This is a genomic window from Rhodococcus sp. PML026 (genome assembly GCF_000963615.1).
In the GTDB taxonomy this organism is placed as follows: Bacteria; Actinomycetota; Actinomycetes; order Mycobacteriales; family Mycobacteriaceae; genus Rhodococcoides; species Rhodococcoides fascians.
The window spans coordinates 155,706-173,220 of sequence record NZ_KQ031376.1 but is presented as its reverse complement, the minus strand read 5'-3'; the positions used below and the strand labels follow the sequence as shown (position 1 = coordinate 173,220).

The following is a 17,515-nucleotide window of genomic DNA, read 5'->3' as shown; positions in this document are numbered from 1 at the left end:
TATGAGCCAGCAAACAGCAGACAAGGCGAACGTCGTCAAGCGCACACCGCGCGGCACCGACGTCTCGACGAAGCGTCGCCTGTCGAAGGCACGTCGTCACTTCCGCCTTCGCAAGAAGATCTCCGGAACGCCCGAGCGTCCGCGCTTGGTCGTCAACCGGTCCTCGCGTCACATCCACGTGCAGTTGATCGACGACCTGGCGGGCCACACGCTGGCCAGCGCGTCGAGCATCGAAGCCGATGTGCGCGCACTCGAGGGCGACAAGAAGGCCGTCAGCGCGAAGGTCGGCGAGCTCATCGCCAGCCGTGCGAAGGCAGCCGGCGTCGAGGCAGTCGTGTTCGACCGCGGCGGCAACAACTACAGCGGCCGCATCGCGGCACTCGCAGACGCTGCCCGCGAAGGCGGGTTGACGTTCTGATGATGACAATGACTGACAACGGAAGGACAGCCTGATGCCGGGACGTCAACGGCGTGACGGCGGAAGCGGCCCCGCCGGACAGAACAGTGGCCCCAACGCAGGTGGCGACAACAACCAGCGCGGCGACAACCGCGGTGGTGGCGGTCGCGATCGTCGTGACAACGGCCGTGGCGGCAACGCTGCGGACAAGTCGAACTTCATCGAGAAGGTCGTCACGATCAACCGCGTCTCCAAGGTGGTCAAGGGTGGTCGACGCTTCAGCTTCACCGCCCTCGTCATCGTCGGTGACGGCAACGGACTGGTCGGCGTCGGCTACGGCAAGGCCAAGGAAGTTCCCGCGGCCATCCAGAAGGGTGTCGAGGAGGCTCGCAAGAGCTTCTTCCGCGTCCCGATGATCGCCGGCACCATCACCCACCCCATCCAGGGCGAAGCCGCTGCCGGCGTCGTCATGTTGCGTCCGGCCAGCGCCGGTACCGGCGTCATCGCCGGTGGTGCTGTTCGCGCAGTGTTGGAGTGCGCCGGTGTCCACGACGTGCTGTCGAAGTCGCTCGGTAGCGACAACGCCATCAACGTCGTGCACGCGACCGTCGCAGCCCTCAAGGGTCTGCAGCGTCCCGAGGAAGTTGCGGCTCGCCGCGGCCTGACCCTCGAAGAGGTTGCACCCGCCGGAATGCTGCGCGCACGCGCACAGGCAGGAGCGGTGAAGTAATGGCTCAGCTGAAGGTCACTCAGATCAAGAGCACCATCGGCCAGAAGGCGAACCAGCGTGACAGCCTGCGTACTCTCGGGCTCAAGGGCATCCGCCAGACGGTCGTCCGCGAGGACAACCCGCAGAACCGCGGACTGGTCAACACGGTGCGCCACCTCGTAACTGTTGAGGAGGTCTAACCATGACCATCAAACTGCACCACCTGCGCCCCGCAGCCGGATCCAAGTCGACGAAGATTCGCGTCGGCCGTGGTGAAGGTGGCAAGCGCGGCAAGACCGCAGGTCGCGGTACCAAGGGAACCGGCGCACGCAAGAACGTGCCGGCACGCTTCGAGGGTGGCCAGATGCCCCTCCACATGCGGCTCCCGAAGCTCAAGGGCTTCACCAACCGCAACCGTGTCGTGTTCCAGGTCGTGAACCTGCGCGACATCGAGCGCCTGTTCCCCGAGGGTGGTCAGATCGGTATCCCCGAGCTGATCGCCAAGGGAGCTGTTCGCAAGAACGAGCTCGTCAAGGTTCTCGGAGACGGAAACCTCACCGTGAAGGTCGATATCTCGGCCAACAAGTTCACGGGCTCCGCCAAGGAAAAGATCGCCGCTGCCGGCGGTTCTGCAACCGAGGTATGAGCATTGCTTCGATGTGCTGAGTAGCAGCGCGTCGAGCAGCAGTTCGTGACGATGGCCGCAGCCACAGCTCTCGTAGCTGAGCTGCGGCCATCGTTGCCTACACGGAATGTCGTGTGTGTCGACCGATCGGCCAGGGTCCAACACTGACCGTCGGTCCGTTCGATGCGCACTGTTAGAGTTCTAGAGTTCAGAGAAGTTCGTATCGATGCGGTCGACGCATGTCGTCCGCAGTCCATGCTCGTGAGGCTCACGGGAGCATCAGTCGCTCCCGACGAAGCACTCGCGGCGTCAACGCAGTCGTGCCAGGAGGATCTTTGCTTTCCGCCTTCGTGTCGGCCCTCAGGACTCCTGACCTGAGACGGAAGATCCTCTTCACGCTCGGTCTGGTGGCCCTGTATCGCTTCGGTGCAACACTGCCGTCGCCGGGTGTCGACTACGCCAATGTCCGAGCATGCATCGACCAGGTCTCCGGTGGAGATTCGGCGGGCATCTACTCGTTGATCAACTTGTTCTCCGGTGGAGCGCTCCTCCAGCTCTCGGTGTTCGCGATCGGCATCATGCCGTACATCACCGCCAGCATCATCGTGCAGCTGCTCACCGTCGTCATCCCCAAGTTCGAGGAACTCCGCAAGGAGGGACAGTCGGGCCAGGCCAAGATGACGCAGTACACGCGTTACCTGTCGATCGCACTGGCCATCCTGCAGGCGACCGGCCTGGTGGCCCTCGCTTCGCGCGGCCAGTTGCTCCAGGGATGTCAGCAGGACATCATCGCCGACCAGTCCATCTTCGGGCTCGTCATCATCGTGCTGGTCATGACTGCAGGCGCAGCCGTCGTGATGTGGTTCGGCGAGGTCATCACCGAGCGCGGTGTCGGCAACGGAATGTCGCTGCTGATCTTCGCCGGAATTGCCTCGCGCATCCCGTCCGAGGGCAACTCGATTCTGGAGAGCCGCGGCGGGTTGGTCTTCGGGTTCGTCTGCTTCGCAGCGTTCCTCATCATCACCGGTGTGGTCTTCGTCGAGCAGGGTCAGCGCCGAATCCCGGTCCAGTACGCCAAGCGCATGGTCGGCCGGAAGATGTACGGCGGCTCGTCCACGTATCTGCCGCTCAAGGTCAACCAGGCCGGCGTCATCCCGGTGATCTTCGCGTCCTCGCTCCTCTACCTACCCAATCTCATCGCCCAGCTCACGTCCGCCAGCACCGCAACCGATCCGAGCTGGTGGCAGCGGATCATCAACGAGTATCTGGTGAACCCGGCGAACCCGGTGTACATCGCTATCTTCTTCGGGCTGATCGTCTTCTTCACGTACTTCTACGTGGCGATCACGTTCAACCCCGAAGAGCGGGCCGACGAGATGAAGAAGTTCGGTGGATTCATCCCGGGCATCCGACCGGGTAAGCCGACAGCCGATTACCTCAACTACGTTCTCAGTCGCATCACGCTGCCCGGTGCGGTGTACCTGGGCACCATTGCGGTGCTTCCCAACCTGTTCCTCGACATCGGCAGTTCGGGCGGAGCTCAAAACCTTCCGTTCGGTGGTACCGCCGTGTTGATCATGGTCAGCGTGGGCCTCGACACCGTCAAGCAGATCGAAAGCCAGCTGATGCAGCGTAACTACGAAGGGTTCCTCAAGTGAGACTTGTTCTGCTCGGTCCCCCCGGTGCCGGCAAAGGCACTCAGGCCGTCCTCCTCTCCGAGAAGCTGGGCGTGCCACACATCTCGACAGGCGATCTCTTTCGCGCCAACATCGGCGAGAAGACCCCGCTCGGATTGGAAGCGAAGAAGTACCTCGACGCGGGCGACCTCGTGCCGAGCGAACTCACCGTGGACATGGTGCGCAGTCGACTCGCCGAGCCCGACGCCGTCAACGGATTCCTTCTCGACGGTTTCCCGCGTTCGGTCGGCCAGGCCGAAGCTCTGGTCGACATCCTCTCCGACCTGAACGCGCATCTCGATGCAGTGCTGTCCTTTGTCGTCGACGAGGACGTCGTCGTGGACCGCATGCTGGCGCGCGGCCGTGAGGACGACAAAGAGGACGTCATCCGTAATCGGCTCAAGGTATACCGCGACGAGACGGCACCGCTGTTGGACTACTACTCCGACAAGCTGGTCACCGTCGATGCGATCGGTGAGGTGGACGAAGTCAACGCCCGCGCGCTGAAGTCCATCGAGGACCACGGCAAGTAATGGCGTTCGGCCGTAAACGAAAAGTTGTCCCGTTCAAGAGCGCCGGTGAGCTCGACGCGATGGCGGCAGCCGGTGCCGTGGTAGGTGCCGCTCTCGTCGCCGTACGGGATGCAGCCAAGCCCGGGGTCTCGACGCTCGAACTCGACCGAGTTGCCGAGGCGGTCATCCGTGATGCCGGTGCGGTGCCCTCTTTCCTGGGGTACCACGGTTTCACCGGCAGCATCTGCTCCTCGGTGAACGACCGCGTGGTGCACGGCATTCCGTCGGCGGACGAGTTGTTGGTCGCCGGGGATCTCGTGTCCATCGACTGCGGTGCCGTTCTGGACGGTTGGCACGGAGATTCGGCGTGGACGTTCGGCGTCGGCGACATCATCGAGGCCGATGCGTTGCTGAGCGATGCGACGAGGCTTTCCATGGAGGCCGGGATCGCAGCGATGATCCCCGGCAATCGTCTGACCGACATCTCCCACGCCATCGAGTCCGGTACGCACGCGGCCGAGGATGCTCACGGTCGTAAATACGGAATCGTCGACGGTTACGGCGGCCACGGAATCGGCCGCGAAATGCATATGGACCCGTTCCTCGCGAACGAGGGCGCGCCGGGCAAAGGCCCGGAACTCGTGGTGGGTTCCACGCTGGCCATCGAACCGATGTTGACGCTCGGTACCTACGAGACCGACATTCTCGACGACGGGTGGACCGTGGTGACCACCGATGGTTCACGCGCGGCGCACTGGGAACACACGGTCGCGGTGACCGAGGACGGCCCGCGAATCCTGACGGTTCGGCCTCGCTAGAACTACCAGGTCAACGCTCACCAGGTGAGTGACGAGTACCGGCGGCCCCCTCGGATGAGTCCGAGGTGGGCTGCCGTCAGGCGCAGCCAGAGGCGAGTCGGCATCCGAGTCAGTGCGGTCGGCAGCAATGGGTTTCGTACCGCGAGCGCGAGGAGCGCTACGGAAATTGTGCGGATTCGGAACGGCGGGCATCCGGCAGCCCGATACATTCCGCGGACGTGGGCCGATCCGTATCCGAGTGCCCCCGCCTGTTTCCAATTGTCCCGGTAGCCGGTACGCAGACGATATTCGACCAGCGGCTCGGCTATGAAGTGCAGGCGGGCACCCGATTGCTGTGCGCGCCAGGAGAATTCCATGTCCTCGCTGGCATGAACGAATTCGAACATCCCGCCGAGATCTCGGTAGGTCGACGCGCGGCACGCCATACTCGCCCCGATGACGAACGGGCGAAAGGGCGACTTGCCCTGATTCGAAGGTGGGGCGAACGGAACTGCGGCGCGCGTCGCTTCGGAGTTCAGCGCCTCGGTGCTCAGGCCGGTTCCCACGAGGTCGTAGCTGTTCAGTTCGGCGGTGATGCGCCGCAGCCATGTCGGGTGTACGACGTCGTCGGCATCGCAGAAGGCCAGCAGCGGGCCCTCGGCTGCTTCCGCACCGCGATTGCGGGCATGCGACGCGCCCGGGGTGCCGGACGAATCGACGTACTTCAGATTCAAGCGGGCCCGTAGTGCGTGGTCCTGCACGAACTCGCGCACTCCGTCGGTCGAGCCGTTGTCGCTGACGACGACCTCGAACGGGCCGTCGTAGTCCTGGTGGGCGAGCGCGCGTAGTTGCTCGTCGAGCACATCTCTGGCGTTGTGTACGGGAATGATCACGGAGACGGCTGGGCCGGACGGGTTGGAACTCAAGAGGGCACCTTGCGGGCTCGGTGGCTGAACGATGGCGGGCGGACGAAAGGTTAGCTCAGTTAATCTAACGTCGCCATCCGACGCGCTTCGTGCCCGCTTCGCGCGCATTTGGCCAGATGTGTCTTTGCCGGTAACATAGATCGACGGTGCGCCCTGCGTACCGGATGTCCGCATGCCTCGAGGGCTGTGCGGCCCTCCGGCGATACTCCGACTCGGTTCCGAGGAGTCGGTCAGTGGGCATCACGGTAACGGAAACAGATGCAATCAACCAGGTGTGAGAGCCAGGATCGCGGAGGATATGGCCAAGAAAGACGGTGCTATCGAGGTAGAGGGCCGAGTTGTCGAACCGCTGCCCAATGCGATGTTTCGCATTGAGCTCGAAAACGGCCACAAGGTACTCGCCCACATCAGCGGAAAGATGCGTCAGCACTACATCCGCATCCTTCCCGAGGATCGCGTCGTGGTAGAGCTTTCGCCCTACGACCTCACGCGTGGACGCATCGTTTACCGCTACAAGTAAGAGCTTCCTCGGCCATGTCCGGTCGGGGAGAACCATGCTCGGTCCGCTGCTCGCAGCGCGTCCGAGCTACACACAGGAGATCAACGACGTGAAGGTTCAGCCGAGCGTCAAGAAGATCTGCGAGAAGTGCAAGGTGATTCGTCGTAACGGACGCGTCATGGTGATCTGCGACAACCTGCGTCACAAGCAGCGTCAGGGATAACCACCGAGCATCACGCACGTCGGCTTGGCAACAGCTAGAAGATGACCTCCCAGCACCAACCGCAACACACGCGTTGCGGCAGACCCCCGGCACGGAGGCCGGGGCCCCACTGAGTTTGTTGAAAGACGCTTCCCACCCCAGCGGTGAGAAGGACACAGGGGACGGACTGGGAGCAGACCTCCGGACAAGAAAAGGAAATGCCACATGGCACGTCTCGCAGGTGTGGATCTGCCGCGCGAAAAGCGCATGGAGATCGCACTGACTTACATCTACGGCGTCGGCCGTACCCGCTCCAAGGAAATTCTCGCAGCAACGGGCGTCAGCCCCGACCTGCGCAGCAAGGATCTCGGCGACGACGATCTGCGCAAGCTCAGCGATTACATCAACGAGTCCCTCAAGGTCGAGGGCGATCTGCGCCGCGAGGTGCAGGCCGACATCCGACGCAAGATCGAAATCGGCTGCTACCAGGGTCTTCGCCACCGTCGTGGTCTGCCCGTCCGTGGACAGCGCACCAAGACCAATGCGCGTACCCGTAAGGGACCCAAGCGCACCATTGCCGGCAAGAAGAAGGCGAAGTAATGCCCCCCAAAGCACGCGGTACCGGTCCGAAGAAGGCGCAGAAGACGCGTCGCAGGGACAAGAAGAACGTCCCGCACGGATCTGCGCACATCAAGAGCACGTTCAACAACACGATCGTGTCGATCACCGACCCCGCCGGAAACGTCATCTCGTGGGCGTCCTCGGGACACGTGGGCTTCAAGGGCTCGCGCAAGTCGACTCCGTTCGCCGCACAGCTCGCAGCCGAGAACGCTGCGCGCAAGGCTCAGGAGCACGGCGTCAAGAAGGTCGACGTGTTCGTCAAGGGTCCCGGCTCCGGCCGTGAGACCGCGATCCGCTCACTTCAGGCCGCAGGCCTCGAGGTCGGCACCATCTCCGATGTCACCCCTCAGCCGCACAACGGCTGCCGTCCGCCCAAGCGGCGTCGGGTCTAGCGGGAAGGAAAGGTTTAGAAAATGGCACGTTATACCGGTCCTATCACCCGCAAGTCGCGTCGTCTGCGCGTCGACCTCGTCGGAGGCGACCAGGCGTTCGAGCGTCGTCCCTACCCGCCCGGCCAGCACGGCCGCGCGCGGATCAAGGAGAGCGAGTACCTGCTCCAGCTGCAGGAGAAGCAGAAGGCTCGCTTCACCTACGGCGTCATGGAGAAGCAGTTCCGTCTGTACTACAAGGAAGCCAACAGGGCCGCCGGCAAGACCGGTGAGAACCTGCTGACCATCCTCGAGACTCGCCTCGACAACGTCGTCTACCGTGCGGGTCTCGCACGTACGCGTCGTCAGGCACGCCAGCTGGTCACCCATGGCCACTTCCTCGTGAACAACAAGCGAGTGGACATCCCCAGCTACCGCGTCTCGCAGTACGACATCATCGATGTCCGCGAGAAGTCCGCGCAGACCCTGCCGATCCAGATCGCCCGTGAGAGCTACGGCGATCGTCCGGTGGCTCCGTGGCTGCAGGTCGTCCCCAACCGTCTTCGCATCCTGGTTCACCGGGTGCCGGAGCGCGCACAGATCGATGTGCCGCTCCAGGAGCAGCTCATCGTCGAGTACTACTCGAAGTAAGGCGCAGCACGCATGTGAGTCTCCCCGCGAGGCTCACATGCGTCTTCGCCTCCACACGTGGGCGTCAAATAGCGGACGCCCGTACAGGAGGAACACAGAATGCTCATTTCACAGCGCCCGACGCTGACCGAAGAGGTCATCGCCGACAACCGCTCGAAATTCGTCATCGAGCCGCTCGAGCCCGGCTTCGGTTACACACTCGGTAACTCGCTCCGCCGCACCCTGCTGTCGTCGATCCCCGGCGCTGCTGTCACCAGCATCCGTATCGACGGCGTCCTCCACGAATTCACCACCGTTCCCGGAGTCAAGGAAGATGTCACCGACATCATCCTGAACCTCAAGGGACTCGTGGTGAGCTCCGAAGAAGACGAACCGGTCACCATGTACGTCCGCAAGCAGGGCCCCGGCGCTGTCACCGCAGGCGACATCGTGCCTCCGGCCGGCGTCACGGTGAACAATCCGGATCTGCACATTGCGACCCTGAACGACAAGGGCAAGTTGGAGATCGAGCTCGTCGTCGAGCGCGGTCGCGGCTACGTCCCCGCCGTTCAGAACAAGGCATCGGGTGCCGAGATCGGCCGTATTCCGGTCGACTCGATCTACTCGCCCGTGCTCAAGGTCACCTACAAGGTGGAGGCCACCCGCGTCGAACAGCGCACCGACTTCGATCGGCTCGTTCTCGACGTGGAGACCAAGAATTCCATCACCGCGCGGGACGCGCTCGCTTCGGCGGGCAAGACCCTGGTTGAGCTCTTCGGCCTCGCCCGTGAGCTGAACGTCGAAGCAGAAGGCATCGAGATCGGACCCTCGCCCGCCGAGGCCGATCACATCGCATCCTTCGGACTCCCCATCGAGGATCTGGACCTGACGGTTCGTTCCTACAACTGCCTCAAGCGCGAAGGTGTTCACACCGTCGGTGAGTTGGTTGGTCGTACCGAGTCCGATCTGCTCGACATCCGTAACTTCGGGCAGAAGTCCATCGACGAGGTGAAGGTCAAGCTGCACTCGCTCGGCCTTTCCCTCAAGGACAGCCCCGCGTCGTTCGATCCGAGCACCGTGCCTGGCTACGACGCCACCACGGGCACGTGGAGTGACACCGACGCAGGCTCCTTCGGCGATACCGAAGGCGCCGAGCAGGACTACGCCGAGACAGAACAGCTGTAATCAGCTCGCTGGAGCTCTTACTAGGAGATTCATCATGCCCAAGCCCACCAAGGGCCGCCGTCTCGGCGGGTCGGCGTCACACCAGAAGGCCATCCTGGCCAACCTGGCGACGTCACTCTTCGAGCACGGCCGCATCACCACCACCGAGTCGAAGGCCAAGCGCCTTCGTCCCCACGCCGAGAAGCTCGTCACCCATGCCAAGAAGGGTGATCTGGCCCATCGTCGTGAGGTTCTCAAGACGATCAACAACAAAGATGTCGTGCACAAGCTCTTCGCCGAGATCGGGCCTTTCTTCGCCGATCGCGACGGTGGCTACACGCGCATCATCAAGACCGTCCCCCGTAAGGGTGACAACTCGCCGATGGCCATCATCGAGCTCGTCAACGAGCAGACGGTGTCCAACGAAGCCGACCGCGCACGCCGCGTGAAGGCATCGAAGGCTGCTCCCGCCGCAACCGAGGCTCCGGCCGAGGACACGGCAGACGACAACGTCGTCGAGGCTGTCGAAGCCGACGCGACCGACGCCGAGGTGGCCAACGCCGACGCAGTCATCGAAGGCATCGAGGACAACGACGCCCACGCGTCGGACGCCCCCGAGGCCGAGGATGCGAAGAAGGACTAGTCCTTGTGAGCTCCGAGCACGACCGAAGCGGGCCCGCCATTTCCTCAGGAGATGGCGGGCCCGCTTTGTCGGTCCCCACCAGATACCGGCTCGACATCTCGTACGACGGCACGAACTTCTCCGGCTGGGCTCGGCAACCCGGTATCCGAACCGTGTGTGGCGTGCTCGAGGAGGCTTTCTCCACTGTGCTCCGTCAACCGGTCGAGCTGACGGTGGCCGGTCGAACCGACGCCGGAGTGCACGCGACCGGTCAGGTTGCACATTTCGACGCCGTGGGTGTGCCGGACGAGCACGACCGGTTGATTCGAAGAATGGCGCGCTTCCTTCCCGCCGACGTCCGGGTTCGTGCGATAACGGAGGTCTCGCCCGACTTCGACGCTCGGTTCTCGGCATATCGCCGTCACTACGAGTACCGATTCGGCACAGCGCTCTACGGCGTCGATCCTCTGGATGTCGCCGGTGTCGTGTCCTGGCCTCGGCCGATCGATCTGGACGCGGTACGCGAGGCGTCGCAGGCACTGATCGGACTGCACGATTTCGCAGCGTTCTGCAAGAGGCGAGACGGTGCCACGACAGTGCGAGAACTGCAGCGCTTCGACTGGGAACGCGAGGGGGATCGACTGACCGCGTACGTCAGCGCCGATGCGTTCTGCTGGTCGATGGTGCGCAGTCTGGTCGGGGCGATGCAGGCCGTCGGTGAAGGACGACGAACCCCCGACTGGGCACGTTCCCTGCTCGGTCGTCGAGAACGCGCGAGCGAGGTGGCGGTGGCCCCGGCCCACGGGCTTGCCCTGGTGCGGGTCGACTATCCACCCGCCGACATGTTGGCCGCGCGCAATGCTGCCACCCGGGAGACTCGACCGGCAATCGTCGGCGACGAATGTTGTGGAGGAGAAGGATGAGCGACGATTGCGCCGGGTCCGGTGCCGACACGATCCAGCCGATACGTCTCGCGGTGGTCACCGGCAGCGTTCGGGAGGGGCGGGTGGGCCCCACCGTCGCAGCCTGGGTACGCAGCGTGGCGTCGGCGCGCGGCTCCCTCACGGTTGTGGATGTCGATCTCGCGGACTTCGATCTCCCGAACGGCTTGACGTCGAGCGAGGACTCCGAACGTTTCACCCGCATCGTGGGCGAGGCCGACGCGTTCGTCCTCGTCACTCCCGAATACAACCACGCTGTGCCCGGCTCGCTGAAGACCGCACTCGACACGGTGAAGTACGAATGGCGTTCCAAGCCAGTGGGATTCGTTTCCTATGGTGGTCTGGCGGGTGGTGTGCGAGCGACCGAGCAACTGCGCCTCATCGCCGCAGAGCTACACATGGTGTCGGTACGGGATTCGGTATCACTCCATCGCGTGCGTCGGCGTTTCGACGAGGCCGGTGGCGTCGACGATCCCGCTGCTGTCGACTCCTTGGGGCGATTGCTCGACCAACTCGAGTGGTGGGCCGGCGCAGTGTCGAGCGCACGGGCGCGCGTCCCGTACCCCGGCTGACACTGTCAGACTCGGACGGCGGGTCGAAGACTTCTCGGTCGACCGATGAACGCCGTTTCCTGCGGAATGGTGACCAGCGTCAGTTCGATGTCGATGGGACCGGAACGCACCCGAATTCGGTCACCCGACGCACGCGGCTGGACGATCGACAGTGTCGCGGCGAATTCCTGTCGGGTCGGCCCGGGTGCCGCCGGATCATGCGGCGGTTCGTGTTCGGACAGCGAGATCACAGTGACGCCGGGGACAGATTGGTGATCGAGCGAGATGGAGCCGTCTGCGAAGTCGACCACGACGACGTCGTACGAGGGCCGCACCCGTGTGTGGTCGCTGTCGACCAGAAACCGGGCGGGTTCCCCGATGGCGTCGCGGAGGGCTCCCCAGGCGTGCGGTCTGTCCGTTCTGACGACAACTCGCGCTCCGGTCGCCACGGCTCGGAACAGAAGCTGTTGGGCGAGGTAGAGCTCGCCCACGATGCTGACCCGCGGCAGGTTCGCCCCGAAGATCCGCACTGCCACACCGTTTCCGTTCGTATCCGATCCCAGTAGTTGGCCGCAACCACTCACCGGGAACGCCCAGGCCTGCAGTGCGGAGGTCGAGAGGGTTCCGACCGGCATCACTGCCGAGTGTGTTGCCACAGCCAGTGGCAATTGAGCGAGAATGCCGTCTCGTTGACGTCCGGCCATCGAGGTCAGTGAAGCAACATCGGGCCTCGAGATTGCCTCTCGCGCAGCGAATCTGCACGACGCACGAACGCGGACGCGGCTCGGCTCGTCGGTGGGGCGCAGGTGAACGGACATGGTCGTACCCAGCGACGGTGTCGCCCACAAGGCCGAAAGATCCTCGACAGTGATTGTGCTGCAATCGATTCCGTAACCCGTACTCGCGACGCCGGGCAATGGAGCGTAGGACCACACCTGAGTCAGGTCGTCGGTGTCGACACCGCGGCTCAGGTGCAATGCCGCGGCTCGGAGTTCCGTGGCCGTCGACAGCCGTGTGGACAGTCCATGAGATTCCAAGGCGCGTGCAATGCGGAGGGCTGCAACGACCGCGGTTCGGGCCGCCCCCGTCCGGCCCGTGCCCCTCGCTGCCATCGCCCGGGCGTTGGCTCGTACGTCCAGAGTGACGGACACCCACACCGTCCGCTGCGCGACGGCGGGCAACGGGCCGATGAGGCCCTCGTACACGTCGGTGGCCACCGAACCGTCGGCGGTTCGAAACCCGAGCGCGACGATGTCGATTGCGGCAACCTCGACGTCGTGCTGCCGAAAGCACGACGTCAACGCCTCGATGGGCAGCGTGTGTCGTGTGTCGGCTCGCGTTCGCGCCAGCACCGTCGTGTCGTGTTCCGGTGCAATGATCTCCACGGTGCACGTGACGGTATCGCGCTGCCAGTGCACTCCGACGGGCCGGCCGTCGGGGTCGACATGTTCTGTTGTCACCCCGACGGCAGGGACTCGGCCGGATCCGAAGCGTAGAGCGACGACCAGCCAGCCGGCGATCGACGTTCGCCGAAAGGCGACGAACGGTACGAGCGACACCGTCGCTGCGGCGGTGAGCGTCCACTCGACGGGCACGTCGGCCGCGAGTAGCGCGAGAGTTGTTGTCACAGTAGCTATTTCGGCCGCGAGCAACCCTCGAACAGTTGGGACGGCGAACGACACGACCGACGTGCGCCGTCGTCTCCTCGAACGCGTCATCACATACCCTCCCCCCGAAGGTTGCAGCCCGATCGATCGTCGCCGACGCGGTCGCCGATGGGTGCGGACGAACTGTACTGTGTCGCGTGACCCGATGGGGGATCGGGTCGGCACAATCCTGGGGAGGAATCGTGGCATCTACTCCGACGACGAAATGGCAGGTCGGCGGATACCGCTTTCTCGTCCGACGAATGGAACATGCCCTCATCAGGCGCGACGCGCGGATGTTGCACGACCCGATGAAGTCGCAGTCGCGCGCGCTCATGGTGGGTGTCGTCGTCGCATGCGTGGGTCTGGCGGGCTGCGCTGCCCTGGCGCTGTTTCGGCCTCAGGACAAGATCGGCGACGCGTCGATCGTGGTCGGTAAGGAGTCGGCCGCCATGTTCGTCAGCGTCGACGGCGTGTTCCATCCGGTGCTGAACCTGGCTTCGGCGCGGTTGATCGTGGGAAGGCCCGACAACCCTGTGACGGTGAAGGAGTCGGAACTGGCGTCGCGACCTCGCGGTGCGCTGGTCGGAATTCCCGGTGCCCCGTCGGCGTTGCCGCACGACCCGGACGGCGAGGCCGAGTCGTGGACCGTGTGCGACACGGTCGATCCGATCGCCGGCGTCACGTCCACGACGGTGATCGTGGGGGAGCCCCGCTACGGCGAGAACGCGGCTGCGCTCGGCCCATCCGAAGCATTCCTGTGGACTTCGGGCGGTGCGGCGTATCTCGTCCACGACGGCACCAAGTCGCCGGTCGATCTGGCGGACAGAGCTGTCGTTCGTGCGCTGGGCCTCGAGGATGCGACGCCGACGCCGGTCAGTGCCGGTCTGCTCAACGCGGTACCGCAGTCGCCTGCGGTGACGGCTCCGTTCATAGCGCGAGCGGGTGAGATCCCCGCCTACCCGTTCGACAACCGGCCTATCGGCTCCGTGGTCAAGGTTGCCGGCCGCGACGTTCGGTACTACGTCGCGCTCGAGGACGGCATCCAAGCCATCAGCGAAACCGCAGCCCTACTCGTCAAGTTCGCCGACTCGCAGGGCAGCCCCGACATCGCGGCCGTCAATCCCGACATCCTGGCCGACGCTCCCAAGACGATGTCCGGGCTCGACGTATCGACCTTTCCACCGACGACTCCCGACATCGTCGACTCGGGTCAGAGGCCCGTCGGGTGTCTGACGTGGTCACCACTCGATGTCGCCGACGGTGGTCCGACTGCGCAGCTGGTCGAATCCGCAGGACGGTCGTTGCCACTCGATACCACCGCTTCACCGGTGGAACTGGCTCAGGCGGACGGCGGCGGTGATGCGGTCGACCAGGTCCATCTGTCGCCGGGTAGCGGCGGATTCGTTCGAAGCACCGGTATCTCGACGGCCAGTACCCGTCAGGACAGCGTCTTCTTCGTCGCCGACACGGGAGTTCGTTACGGAGTCGAGGGTGCGGATGCAGCGTCGGCATTGGGCTTCGGACTCCCGGCGCCTGCACCGTGGCAGATTCTGCAGTTGCTGGGCAGCGGGCCGACTCTGGGGCGTGGTCAGGCGCTGACCATGCACGACGGGGTCGCGGCGGACCCGCAGGCAGCCGCGCTTTCGTCCAAGTAGTCCCGGCGAGTGGGCGAGCCGATCACAGTCGTCGGCGCAGGGGAATGGAGACTGCCGTTCCGAGGCCCAGAATCACCGCGACCACTACCGACCCGGCCACCGCCGCATCGCGGGGCCGATGATCGGCTGCCGGCGGTGGGAGCGGCGCACCGATCGCGACCGCATCTGCGGGGACGGTTCGCTGCGTCGGTGTCACGACGTCGGTTACCGCAGCGAGTGGATCGACGACGCCGTGGCCGACCGACGGATTCCATCCGTCGGCCGGCGCATGAGCTGTTCGCTCGATGCGGTCGATCACTTGGAGAGCGGACAGATCGGGCCTGTACGCCCGCACCAGTGCGGCTGTCGCAGCGACGAGCGGTGCGGCGAAACTGGTTCCGCTCATGGGAACTACGCCGTCGGTGCCCCGAATGCCGTTGGCCAGACCGTTGCCCGCCGGTGACAGCGACGTCATGTTGGAGCCCGGAGCAGCCACGTCCACCCATGGTCCGGCCAGGCTGAACGACGACGGCGAACCGTCCAACTCGACCGAACCGACGGTCAACACGTCGTCGAACCAGGCGGGTGTCGCGATGGTCGCAAACCCTTCCCACGGGTCCGCCTCGGGCCGGACCGGGTCGGGCATGGGGTTCTGTGCCCTGCACGCGTCGCTTCCGAAGTTGCCCGCCGCGGCCACGACGACGACGTTTCTCTCGCGAACGGCGTACTGCACCGCTGCGCCGAGTGGGCCGTCGGCGACGCCTGCGCCGGCCGGTACGCACGCCACTTCGGAGATGTTGATGACCGATGCGCCTGCGTCGGCCGCCGTCCGGATTGCCATGGCCATCGTCCGTACGTTTCCGTACCCGGCAGCGTTCTCGGGTTCGGTCGACTTCTCCTGGTCGGTCCTGTTGTCCACGACTTGAAACACGTTGCTGGACTGACGGATCGACAGGATGCGGGCGTCCGGAGCGCCGCCGGCGAAACCGCTGCCGGAGGCCGTCTGCGCGGCGATGAGACCGGCCACCATCGTGCCGTGCGCGTCACAGTCGAACAATCCGTCGGCGGTGCCGACGTAGTCGCCCCCAGGAATCAGACCCGGCAGACGTGGGTGAGGCGTGACGCCCGTATCGATGACGGCAATCAGTTGCCCGGCTCCGCGAGTGATCGGCCACACGGACGCGAAGTCGAGTGCTTGCTGCGCCGTCGGAATTTCCTGGGCGTCGATTGTTTCGGAGGGGACGGCGCACGCGTTCTTCTGCTCGGTCGGTTCCAAAGGCGCGGGAGGGCTTGGCGGTGGCAGTTGCACCGGATCGATGAGCGGGCGTTCGGCGTGCGCGAAGGACGGTCCCATCAGGGCTTCGTAGGTGAGGGTCAGGACGGTGAGCGCGGCAACGGTGTGCGCTCGACGCCGGCGCGCGGTCACAGTCCGCGGACGACGCTGTACAGACCGCACACCCATACTGCGATCGGAATGACGAGGGCGATCGCGGCGTATTCCACCAGTTCGGCCGATCGCCGCATCACCGGCGAATAGTTGCGGGTCGGAACCAGGGCTCCGAACACGGATGCGACGACGGCGGCGGCCAACGCCGCGCCGAACAACTCGAGTGCACGGTCCGGAAATGTGATCACTGCCCCGACCGAGAGCGAGAACAGGACGACCGCACCACCACCGACGAGTGGGACGGCATGTGTCACAACGGCATACGTGCGTCCGCGCAGAAGTAGCACCAGCGCGCACAGTGCGGCGAGGGCGATGCCGGGCCACCCAGAACCGGTCGCGGTGTCGCTCGCCGCCGCAGCGAGTACTCCCATCACCACCACGATCGTGAACGCCGTGAGCAATCCCGTCAGGTAGCTCCGTGCGCGCGTAGCTGCCACCTGCAGATCTGCGAACGACATCGAATCGAGCTCTGCCTCCTGGGCGGTGTCCAGTGGGGCACCGGCGGTGGGTACCGGAGGCAACGGAAGCCGCGCCTGCATCATCGACAGTCGGGCCGACACGGCGATTCCGGTCAGACCTACCAGTGCTGCGACGGTACCGATGGCCGCCGGCGTCATCACGGTGAACAACGCGCAGGCCGCCGCGGCGAACGCCGACACTGCCAGCACGATCGACCCGGTGAACACGGCGAGCCCGGCACCGCCGATTCGCAGAGACAACAGCGCCATCGAGCCGGCCATGGCCGAACCCAACATCACGTGAGCTGCCCCGAACTGGCCGGGCACGAACAGCGTTCCACCGGTGAACATCAGCGCCGAAGCGCATCCCCCGAAAAGCACCGCGACGGCCACCTGCTCGTACAGCCGGCCGAGAATCATCCCCGCAACGGCGAACAGGACCGCGGCCGTGACCGCGGCGACTGCCTCGACCGGGCTGCTCGTGTTCTCGGCACCGGCTCGCACCGGGTCACTCAGAACGATTCCGCAGGCGAGCAGGACCGTCGAGCCCGTGACGATCGAACCGACCGTGCGTGCAGTACGCGCGGTCCACTGAGCGACGTCGTCGTTGCCGGCCCGGGCCACGGCGTCCATGAGATCGTCGAACAACGGAGTCGGTGCCGGACGCTCGGCGACACCCAACACGAGCAGGTCGCCGTCACGTACGCCCAGTTCGGACAGTGTGGACGTCGACGGTAGCGGCGGACGTCCGATACGGGACAGCGTCCAGGCCCCCGACAACCCGTCGGATCCGGAGTCCGCGGTCCGGCTCCCGACCGGACCCGGTCCTTCCGCAGGCTCCGCTCGTGACGCGATCATGTCGACGATCCCCGGAATCAACAGCGACACCGGAACGTCCACGGGCAGTGCCATATCAACCTGGGTCGACCTCGCCGACACCGTCACCCGACACACGTCCTGCGCGAAGACGGCACGCAGCCCCTGCGCACGTCGGGCCGGGTCCGAGGCGATGGTCGGTTCGGCTGCGTCGGTCGGTGTGTTCGTCGTTGCGGGACGGCTGTCGGCGCGTGTCATGGATATCCCCCCG

Annotated in this window: 21 protein-coding genes; 17 read left to right on the top strand and 4 right to left on the bottom strand. The window is 64.9% G+C overall.

Annotation, left to right across the window (positions count from 1 at the left end; translation table 11 throughout):
- Position 1 precedes the first annotated feature (1 nt).
- From rplR to map, 7 genes are all read left to right on the top strand, one after another.
- A complete protein-coding gene (gene rplR / locus VF34_RS20510) occupies positions 2 to 418 on the top strand; it encodes a 50S ribosomal protein L18 (protein ID WP_032365631.1) in 417 nt (138 codons plus the stop codon).
- A gap of 34 nt (positions 419 to 452) precedes the next feature.
- Positions 453 to 1,127 (top strand): 30S ribosomal protein S5, encoded by a 675-nt coding sequence (rpsE, locus tag VF34_RS20505; RefSeq protein WP_032365630.1) that lies wholly within the window; start codon positions 453 to 455, stop codon positions 1,125 to 1,127.
- Positions 1,127 to 1,306: a 50S ribosomal protein L30 gene (gene rpmD, locus VF34_RS20500; RefSeq protein WP_008718256.1), complete on the top strand. Its 180-nt coding sequence runs from the start codon at positions 1,127 to 1,129 to the stop codon at positions 1,304 to 1,306. The genes rpsE and rpmD overlap by 1 nt, the downstream gene beginning before the upstream one ends.
- Before the next feature lie 2 nt (positions 1,307 to 1,308).
- A complete protein-coding gene (gene rplO, locus VF34_RS20495; protein ID WP_027496326.1) occupies positions 1,309 to 1,752 on the top strand; it encodes a 50S ribosomal protein L15 in 444 nt (147 codons plus the stop codon).
- 314 nt (positions 1,753 to 2,066) lie between these two features.
- On the top strand, positions 2,067 to 3,389 hold the full coding sequence (gene secY / locus VF34_RS20490; protein ID WP_027496327.1) for a preprotein translocase subunit SecY: 1,323 nt from the start codon (positions 2,067 to 2,069) through the stop codon (positions 3,387 to 3,389).
- Entirely contained in the window at positions 3,386 to 3,940 is a 555-nt protein-coding gene (locus VF34_RS20485; protein ID WP_027496328.1) for an adenylate kinase, read from the top strand. Before secY ends, VF34_RS20485 begins: the two co-directional genes overlap by 4 nt.
- Positions 3,940 to 4,737, top strand: coding sequence for a type I methionyl aminopeptidase (map, locus tag VF34_RS20480; protein ID WP_027496329.1), 798 nt, complete (start codon positions 3,940 to 3,942; stop codon positions 4,735 to 4,737). The genes VF34_RS20485 and map overlap by 1 nt, the downstream gene beginning before the upstream one ends.
- A gap of 17 nt (positions 4,738 to 4,754) precedes the next feature.
- On the opposite strand, the gene VF34_RS20475 is transcribed toward map, so the two are convergent.
- Entirely contained in the window at positions 4,755 to 5,642 is an 888-nt protein-coding gene (locus VF34_RS20475; protein WP_032373892.1) for a glycosyltransferase family 2 protein, read from the bottom strand.
- 298 nt (positions 5,643 to 5,940) lie between these two features.
- Here VF34_RS20475 and infA point away from each other — a divergent pair, with 298 nt between their 5' ends.
- From infA to VF34_RS20430, 9 genes are all read left to right on the top strand, one after another.
- Positions 5,941 to 6,162, top strand: a complete 222-nt coding sequence (gene infA / locus VF34_RS20470) for a translation initiation factor IF-1 (RefSeq protein WP_005140011.1) — start codon at positions 5,941 to 5,943, stop codon at positions 6,160 to 6,162.
- Between the two features lie 88 nt (positions 6,163 to 6,250).
- On the top strand, positions 6,251 to 6,364 hold the full coding sequence (gene rpmJ / locus VF34_RS20465; protein WP_025347279.1) for a 50S ribosomal protein L36: 114 nt from the start codon (positions 6,251 to 6,253) through the stop codon (positions 6,362 to 6,364).
- Positions 6,365 to 6,568: 204 nt separating this feature from the next.
- Positions 6,569 to 6,943 carry a 30S ribosomal protein S13 gene (gene rpsM / locus VF34_RS20460; RefSeq protein WP_027496330.1) on the top strand — a complete coding sequence of 125 codons (375 nt, stop codon included), beginning with the start codon at positions 6,569 to 6,571 and terminating at the stop codon, positions 6,941 to 6,943.
- Positions 6,943 to 7,356: a 30S ribosomal protein S11 gene (gene rpsK, locus VF34_RS20455; protein ID WP_027496331.1), complete on the top strand. Its 414-nt coding sequence runs from the start codon at positions 6,943 to 6,945 to the stop codon at positions 7,354 to 7,356. Before rpsM ends, rpsK begins: the two co-directional genes overlap by 1 nt.
- A 21-nt stretch (positions 7,357 to 7,377) precedes the next feature.
- Positions 7,378 to 7,983, top strand: coding sequence for a 30S ribosomal protein S4 (rpsD, locus tag VF34_RS20450; protein WP_008718223.1), 606 nt, complete (start codon positions 7,378 to 7,380; stop codon positions 7,981 to 7,983).
- 99 nt (positions 7,984 to 8,082) lie between these two features.
- Positions 8,083 to 9,147 (top strand): DNA-directed RNA polymerase subunit alpha, encoded by a 1,065-nt coding sequence (locus VF34_RS20445; protein ID WP_027496332.1) that lies wholly within the window; start codon positions 8,083 to 8,085, stop codon positions 9,145 to 9,147.
- 34 nt (positions 9,148 to 9,181) lie between these two features.
- Positions 9,182 to 9,769, top strand: coding sequence for a 50S ribosomal protein L17 (rplQ, locus tag VF34_RS20440; RefSeq protein ID WP_027496333.1), 588 nt, complete (start codon positions 9,182 to 9,184; stop codon positions 9,767 to 9,769).
- Positions 9,770 to 9,774: 5 nt separating this feature from the next.
- Positions 9,775 to 10,671 (top strand): tRNA pseudouridine(38-40) synthase TruA, encoded by an 897-nt coding sequence (gene truA, locus VF34_RS20435; protein WP_027496334.1) that lies wholly within the window; start codon positions 9,775 to 9,777, stop codon positions 10,669 to 10,671.
- On the top strand, positions 10,668 to 11,261 hold the full coding sequence (locus VF34_RS20430) for an NADPH-dependent FMN reductase (protein ID WP_045841992.1): 594 nt from the start codon (positions 10,668 to 10,670) through the stop codon (positions 11,259 to 11,261). Before truA ends, VF34_RS20430 begins: the two co-directional genes overlap by 4 nt.
- Before the next feature lie 5 nt (positions 11,262 to 11,266).
- Here the strand turns inward: VF34_RS20430 and eccE are convergent, their stop codons facing one another.
- Positions 11,267 to 12,958, bottom strand: a complete 1,692-nt coding sequence (gene eccE, locus VF34_RS20425; protein ID WP_032374679.1) for a type VII secretion protein EccE — start codon at positions 12,956 to 12,958, stop codon at positions 11,267 to 11,269.
- Positions 12,959 to 13,089: 131 nt separating this feature from the next.
- Here eccE and eccB point away from each other — a divergent pair, with 131 nt between their 5' ends.
- Positions 13,090 to 14,544, top strand: a complete 1,455-nt coding sequence (gene eccB / locus VF34_RS20420; protein WP_032374698.1) for a type VII secretion protein EccB — start codon at positions 13,090 to 13,092, stop codon at positions 14,542 to 14,544.
- 22 nt (positions 14,545 to 14,566) lie between these two features.
- Here the strand turns inward: eccB and mycP are convergent, their stop codons facing one another.
- Together mycP and eccD are read right to left on the bottom strand one after the other, a co-directional pair.
- A complete protein-coding gene (mycP, locus tag VF34_RS20415; protein WP_045841991.1) occupies positions 14,567 to 15,985 on the bottom strand; it encodes a type VII secretion-associated serine protease mycosin in 1,419 nt (472 codons plus the stop codon).
- A complete protein-coding gene (gene eccD / locus VF34_RS20410) occupies positions 15,946 to 17,502 on the bottom strand; it encodes a type VII secretion integral membrane protein EccD (RefSeq protein WP_052063069.1) in 1,557 nt (518 codons plus the stop codon). Before eccD ends, mycP begins: the two co-directional genes overlap by 40 nt.
- Positions 17,503 to 17,515 lie beyond the last annotated feature (13 nt).

Coding starts and splice junctions, on each gene's coding strand:
- rplQ (WP_027496333.1), top strand. CDS start 9,182: ATGCCCAAGCCCACCAAGGGCCGCCGTCTCGGCGGGTCGGCGTCACAC.
- eccD (WP_052063069.1), bottom strand. CDS start 17,502: ATGACACGCGCCGACAGCCGTCCCGCAACGACGAACACACCGACCGAC.
- rplO (WP_027496326.1), top strand. CDS start 1,309: ATGACCATCAAACTGCACCACCTGCGCCCCGCAGCCGGATCCAAGTCG.
- VF34_RS20445 (WP_027496332.1), top strand. CDS start 8,083: ATGCTCATTTCACAGCGCCCGACGCTGACCGAAGAGGTCATCGCCGAC.
- rpsM (WP_027496330.1), top strand. CDS start 6,569: ATGGCACGTCTCGCAGGTGTGGATCTGCCGCGCGAAAAGCGCATGGAG.
- rplR (WP_032365631.1), top strand. CDS start 2: ATGAGCCAGCAAACAGCAGACAAGGCGAACGTCGTCAAGCGCACACCG.
- infA (WP_005140011.1), top strand. CDS start 5,941: ATGGCCAAGAAAGACGGTGCTATCGAGGTAGAGGGCCGAGTTGTCGAA.
- rpsK (WP_027496331.1), top strand. CDS start 6,943: ATGCCCCCCAAAGCACGCGGTACCGGTCCGAAGAAGGCGCAGAAGACG.
- mycP (WP_045841991.1), bottom strand. CDS start 15,985: ATGGGTGTGCGGTCTGTACAGCGTCGTCCGCGGACTGTGACCGCGCGC.
- rpsE (WP_032365630.1), top strand. CDS start 453: ATGCCGGGACGTCAACGGCGTGACGGCGGAAGCGGCCCCGCCGGACAG.
- rpsD (WP_008718223.1), top strand. CDS start 7,378: ATGGCACGTTATACCGGTCCTATCACCCGCAAGTCGCGTCGTCTGCGC.
- map (WP_027496329.1), top strand. CDS start 3,940: ATGGCGTTCGGCCGTAAACGAAAAGTTGTCCCGTTCAAGAGCGCCGGT.
- rpmD (WP_008718256.1), top strand. CDS start 1,127: ATGGCTCAGCTGAAGGTCACTCAGATCAAGAGCACCATCGGCCAGAAG.
- VF34_RS20430 (WP_045841992.1), top strand. CDS start 10,668: ATGAGCGACGATTGCGCCGGGTCCGGTGCCGACACGATCCAGCCGATA.
- eccE (WP_032374679.1), bottom strand. CDS start 12,958: ATGACGCGTTCGAGGAGACGACGGCGCACGTCGGTCGTGTCGTTCGCC.